Raw genomic sequence first — 348 nt, 5'->3', positions numbered from 1 at the left:
ACCGGGACCGTGACAACCGCGGCTTCGGCGACCGTGACCGCACCGAGCGTCCGGCCCGTTCGTTCGGCGACCGCCCGGCCCGCTCCTACGGCGAGCGGTCCTCCTTCGGTGAGCGTTCGTTCGGCGACCGGGACAACCGCGGCGGCGGCGCCAGCAGCCGTCCGTTCGCCCGTCGCGACGACCACCGCTCCGGCGGCCGTCCGCAGGGCGGTTCCTCCTACGGTGACCGCGGCGGCCGTTCGTTCGGCGACCGGGACAACCGCGGCGGCAGCTTCAACGGCGGCGACCGCAAGCCGCGCTGGAAGAACTGACGCGTAGCTGATCCGCAGGGCCCGACCACGTGGTGGT

1 pseudogene is annotated in these 348 nt (G+C 74.1%); it reads left to right on the top strand.

Annotation, left to right across the window (positions count from 1 at the left end):
• A pseudogene (locus ACFW1A_RS14675) lies at positions 1-311 on the top strand (RNA helicase); the annotation flags it as partial.
• Positions 312-348: the final 37 nt, after the last annotated feature.

Origin of the sequence: Kitasatospora sp. NPDC058965, assembly GCF_042741245.1 — a bacterium.
GTDB lineage: Bacteria > Actinomycetota > Actinomycetes > Streptomycetales > Streptomycetaceae > Kitasatospora.
The sequence above is the reverse complement of the archived record's forward strand: the minus strand, read 5'-3'. Positions and strand labels throughout refer to the sequence as shown.